At 39.1% G+C, this 5,193-nt stretch carries 3 protein-coding genes; 1 reads left to right on the forward strand and 2 read right to left on the reverse strand.

Annotated elements, in window-relative coordinates; genetic code table 11:
* Positions 1-318 precede the first annotated feature (318 nt).
* Positions 319-2,082, reverse strand: a complete 1,764-nt coding sequence (gene ycaO, locus IQ209_RS17575) for a 30S ribosomal protein S12 methylthiotransferase accessory factor YcaO (RefSeq protein WP_193852484.1) — start codon at positions 2,080-2,082, stop codon at positions 319-321.
* Between the two features lie 147 nt (positions 2,083-2,229).
* On the opposite strand from ycaO, the gene ansB reads away from it, so the two are divergent.
* On the forward strand, positions 2,230-3,273 hold the full coding sequence (gene ansB / locus IQ209_RS17580) for an L-asparaginase 2 (protein WP_193852485.1): 1,044 nt from the start codon (positions 2,230-2,232) through the stop codon (positions 3,271-3,273).
* Positions 3,274-3,457: 184 nt separating this feature from the next.
* Here the strand turns inward: ansB and IQ209_RS17585 are convergent, their stop codons facing one another.
* Positions 3,458-4,816 (reverse strand): metallophosphoesterase, encoded by a 1,359-nt coding sequence (locus IQ209_RS17585; RefSeq protein WP_193852486.1) that lies wholly within the window; start codon positions 4,814-4,816, stop codon positions 3,458-3,460.
* Between the last annotated feature and the right edge of the window lie 377 nt (positions 4,817-5,193).

Raw genomic sequence — 5,193 nt, forward strand, 5'->3', positions numbered from 1 at the left:
TATATGTGGCAGCTAATCAAAAAAGTTAAGATTTTTTTGAATGCCGCTTCAGCAACCACATGGAAAGGAATAGGAAATATGAAACTCTCATGATTATGAAAAGTTATATAAAAGTAAAATAACAGGTTAAATTGTCATTTATTTGTTATTTCAAAATAAATTATATTTAACCTGTATTTTACTTTTTACGGTTAATAAACGTTAATATACCAATCTAACTTTAAGATGAGTATGATTTCTCCCCGCGAAGCGGGGGAGAAATCAGGTTTCATAGCGTGTTGTAAATTGCAACTTGAAGTTTAATGCGTATATAACAGTTTATTTATTGCTCCAAAATTCACGCTTGGCTTTTTGCAATTTTTCATAAGCATTTAATAAAGCTTGATGGGCAGGCAATGCTTTTAATTCTGAGTCAATAGGCCATAGACCATAGAAGCCGTTTTCTCCAGCAATGGCAGCTGAAGCAGCATCGACAGTGTCTTGACCGTACATTTTTACAAGCGCCTGATAATATTGCTCTGGTTGGCGATCTTCTTCTTGGGTTAACAGTAACAGCGTTTGCAGGCAGCGATAATAGTTCGCTCGCTCAGCGGTGAAAACGGAGGCATTGAAATCCTGTGTCCATTCCACCCAAATCAAGGCTTGTTCTAAATCTTTGCCTGCCAGTGCCAGTATGGATTTCAATTCGCCGATACGCAGGTTGCTCCAACCGTTATCTTTACCCACAGCAATGCCTAATAACTCACGGACACGGGTAAAGTCATCCAAGCCTTCATCATCTAACTGTTCGAGAAGAGCCAGATACTCTTCTGGCTGCCATTGGCTCTCTGGCAATGCCAGAATGGTATCACGCAGATGAGTTCCCATTATGTTATTGGCAATGTGCAGATCTTCGACCGGATAAATATCTGACATACCAGGAACCAGAATGCGGCAGGCGTAAACGCCAAGATGCTCATAATCAGCGATATAAACTTCAGCATCCAGTTTATTGAAGATCCCCATCAAGGTGGTGAACTCTTCTTCTGTTGTTCCGCTGAAATTCCAATCAACAAATGCATAGTCCGCATTCTGCTTGAAGAGATCCCAACTGATTACACCGCTCGAATCAATAAAGTGAGTTTCCAGATTGGTATGTTCAGAAACTTCTTCATTATCAAAGCTTGGTGGCGTGAAGACATCCAGATCTTTCAGGCTCCGGCCTTGCAACAGTTCTGTGACTGTACGCTCTAACGCAACGCCGAAATCAGGATGGGCACCAAAGGAGGCAAAACACGTGCCATTATTGGGATTGAACAGTACGACGCAAATGACCGGGAACTGCCCACCCAGTGAAGCGTCGTAACAATAGAGCGGGAAGCCTTCTGCCTGCAATTTATTGACGGATTCAACGATACCTGGGTAGCGGTTCATTATATCTTGTGGAATTTCAGGCAGGCTGATGCACTCTGCGATAATACGGTTTTTCACGTAGCGCTCGAAGACTTCAGATAATCCCTGCACACGGGCTTCGTTCATGGTATTGCCGGCTGACATACCGTTTGAAACGTACAGATTTCCAATAATATTCATTGGAATATAAATCGTTTGATTATCTGACTGGCGAGTAAATGGCAGGGCGCAGATCCCCCGCGCTTCATTGCCAGATTGCAGGTCCACTAACTGGCTAGCACAGAGCGCGTTATCTGGGTTGTAAAAACGATGCAGACGTTCATCTAAGATCCCTTCTGGCAGAGAGTCATCTTCTGGCAACGGGAACCATTTTTCATCTGGGTAATGAACAAATTCACCATTGGCAATGGTATTACCCAGATAAAAATCAGCAAAGAAATAGTTTGTCGATAGACGCTCAAAATATTCACCCAAAGCAGAGGCCAATGCCGCTTTCTTGCTGGCTCCCTTGCCATTGGTAAAGCACAGTGGGCAGTCACGATCGCGAATATGTACTGACCAAACATTCGGGACAGGATTCAGCCATGAGGCTTCTTCAATATTAAAACCAAGGGACTTCAATTTGTGCTGAAAACGGTTAATGGAGTCCTCTAACGCGGCGTCTTTGCCTGGGATATAGGTTTGCGTCATCGTGATTCACTTCAAGTTATGTTAAAGGCGCATATCATACGGCGTTTTTTTTATCCGCTCTATCAATTCCCAAAAATTATTGTTAATTAGAGTTTATTTATTCTTGGTTTACATAATAAAATGGCTTTTTTTACAAGAGGTTGAATAATGAAAAAGACTAAAATAACAGCAATAGCCGGTTTTCTGGCTTTAGTTAGCGGTTCTGCTTTCGCTTTGCCAAATGTTACTGTTTTGGCAACAGGGGGCACGATTGCTGGGGGTGGTGAATCTGCAACGCAATCTAATTATACAGCGGGTAAAGTCGGTATTGATGCTCTGCTGAATGCTGTACCGGCAATTAAAAATATTGCTGATTTGAAAGGCGAGCAGGTCGTCAGCATCGGTTCTCAGGACATGAACGATCAGGTGTGGCTGACTCTGGCGAAGAAAATCAATGCAGATTGTGACAAAACCGACGGTTTTGTTATCACTCATGGTACTGATACCATGGAAGAAACAGCTTATTTCCTTGATCTGACGACCCAATGCCAGAAGCCTATTGTGATGGTTGGCGCAATGCGTCCATCCACAGCGCTGGGTGCTGATGGTCCATTGAACTTGTACAACGCTGTGGTTGTTGCTGCGGATAAAAACTCGGCAAACCGTGGTGTCCTGCTTGCCATGAATGATTCCGTCATTCATGGCCGTGACATCGGTAAACTGAGCACAACTGAAGTTCAGGCGTTTCAGGCTGTGAATGCTGGTGCACAGGGCTTCGTTCACAATGGCAAAGTGCGCTATTATTCTGCGGCGTCAGTAAAGGCAAACAAAACCGTTTTTGATGTGAGCAAACTGGATAAGTTGCCGAAAGTAGGTATTATTTATAATTACTCCAACGCCTCTGATCTGCCAGCAAAAGCTTTCGTTGAAAATGGCTATCAGGGTATTATCAGTGCAGGTGTAGGTAACGGTAACATCTATAAGTCGATTCTTGACACATTGGCTAAAGCAGCTAAAGAAGGTGTTGTTGTTGTTCGTTCCAGCCGTATTCCTTTCGGCTACACTACCCAAAATGCGGAAGTTAACGACAGCAAATATGGCTTTGTGGCTTCAGAGCGTTTGAACCCGCAGAAAGCGCGCGTTCTTCTGCAATTAGCACTGACGCAAACTTCTGATGTAGAAAAAATTCAGGAAATGTTTAGTAAGTATTAATTCCTGATTGAAATGTATAAAGGCGCATTTGAGGCGCCTTTATACGCATTAAACTTCAAGTTGCAATTTACAACACGATATGAAACCTGATCTCTCCCCGCGAAGCGGGGAGAGATCACACACATCTTGAAGTGAGATTGGTGTATACATCTGGTTTTCAATTCTATTGATTCAGATAAAACATTCATTTTCCACAAGTACCTTGAAAATCTTGAATTTTTTTAGGTGTGCCATCACGACCATTATAAACTGAAACATCAATACATTTGTTTTTTACATTCATTAGTAAAAAATCACCTTGGAATAAGGCACCGCTGTTATATATTCTGGCATTACCAAAAACAGGATCTCCTCCACTTTGGTTGGATTCTTCAACCTGATGAGTATGGCCAATAAATACTGCCATGACGTTATATTTTTCAATTAATTCTTTGAATTCTTTTTTCTGTTCATCAGTACTTGTTTCGATGAAATGATCAGTGCCGTCATGGAAATTAAGAATACTGGCTTTTCCTCTGGCATAGGCTTTTGCTAAGTCGTTCTTTAACCACTCCAATGATGGTTTTATATGTATTGTTGGTTCTAAATAGTGCCCTAATTCAACTTGATAAGTTGGATGGAACTGTAGTTGGACATAGTGAATAGAACCAAAATCCCATGAATAAGCTAAGCTACCACTAAGGTTACTTTTATTATAATCACTGCTAAAATTTTGAAGTAATTCTTTTTGATAGTGGTTGCTTATTTCTGATGCCATATTGTTTACAGACTCTCTTGCACAAGCGTTTCTACTAAAATTAAAATTACCTATTTCGGTGCAATCATTAACATTGTTTGCATAATCATGATTACCAAGGCCAAAGTAAAATGGGAATAATAGTTTATTATATATTTTATAAAAACTATCCCTGGTCGATTGACGGCCAAATTCGGTCATATCGCCATTTATGATGCCGAAGTCTACTAATCTTTGTGAATGTAATTCATTCATACTTTGTACTACATTTCGATTTCTGTTTTCCCAAGGTTTCTTATTTGCAGAGGAATTAGGATCTCCAGTTTCCAGTCTCCATGGTTGCGGATCAGACATCACAATCACTTTATAATCCCGGGTTATATTCTTCTTGAAAAAAGTGACTTTTATTTCAGCATTATTCCCTTTTCCGCCAGAGTATCCTGTTAAGTAACTGTCTGGGTTATTGGTATTTATATCATATGAATTACTTCCTATATAAGGATTGTCCCAATGTATGGTTATCCTGGAGACATTCGGTGCTTTGTATGTGGTCGTTTCTTCCACTCCAGTCAGAAATTTGTTTGATTCAGACATAAAAGTTACCAATCTACTTGCTAATATTTCTTTGGGTGGTCTGGTGCTCCATATGCCGTGTTTTAGGGACGATGAATCGAGTATTAAGACATTGTCTGTGCTATTTTTTAAACTAATGAGGGTTGATCTGGCTGAACCGAAGGCAAAAGAAGATGAGAAGAATAATATAATAAAAAACATATAAATAAATGTTATTGGTTTTACATTTTTCATGTTTATGTCATCCTATTTTTGGGGTTGCTTGTTATTGTTTGTCAGGTATTTTTTTTTTTGATTTTTTGGAGTAACTGATAATTATAATATTTAGTAAAGAAATTAAAGTTATGTTTTTAAATGTATATGTCCCTTATGGAACACTTTATTTCTATCTTGGTTTAAATTCTAAATTATTTTGTGTGGTTGATTGTTAAAGTATTTTAGGTAATGCATGGGAGTTTTGAAAATATTTATAATGAGATGGTTATGTTTGCAACAAAACTATCTTATATAAATTATAAATGAAAAAATGCAGAGTGAAGTGTTTTTTTTAGTTTTTATAAAAATGTTATCTTGCATTATTAAATTTAATCAATAAATGGGTGTTTTTATAT

The organism is Xenorhabdus sp. BG5, from assembly GCF_015163665.1.
Taxonomy (GTDB): Bacteria; Pseudomonadota; Gammaproteobacteria; order Enterobacterales; family Enterobacteriaceae; genus Xenorhabdus.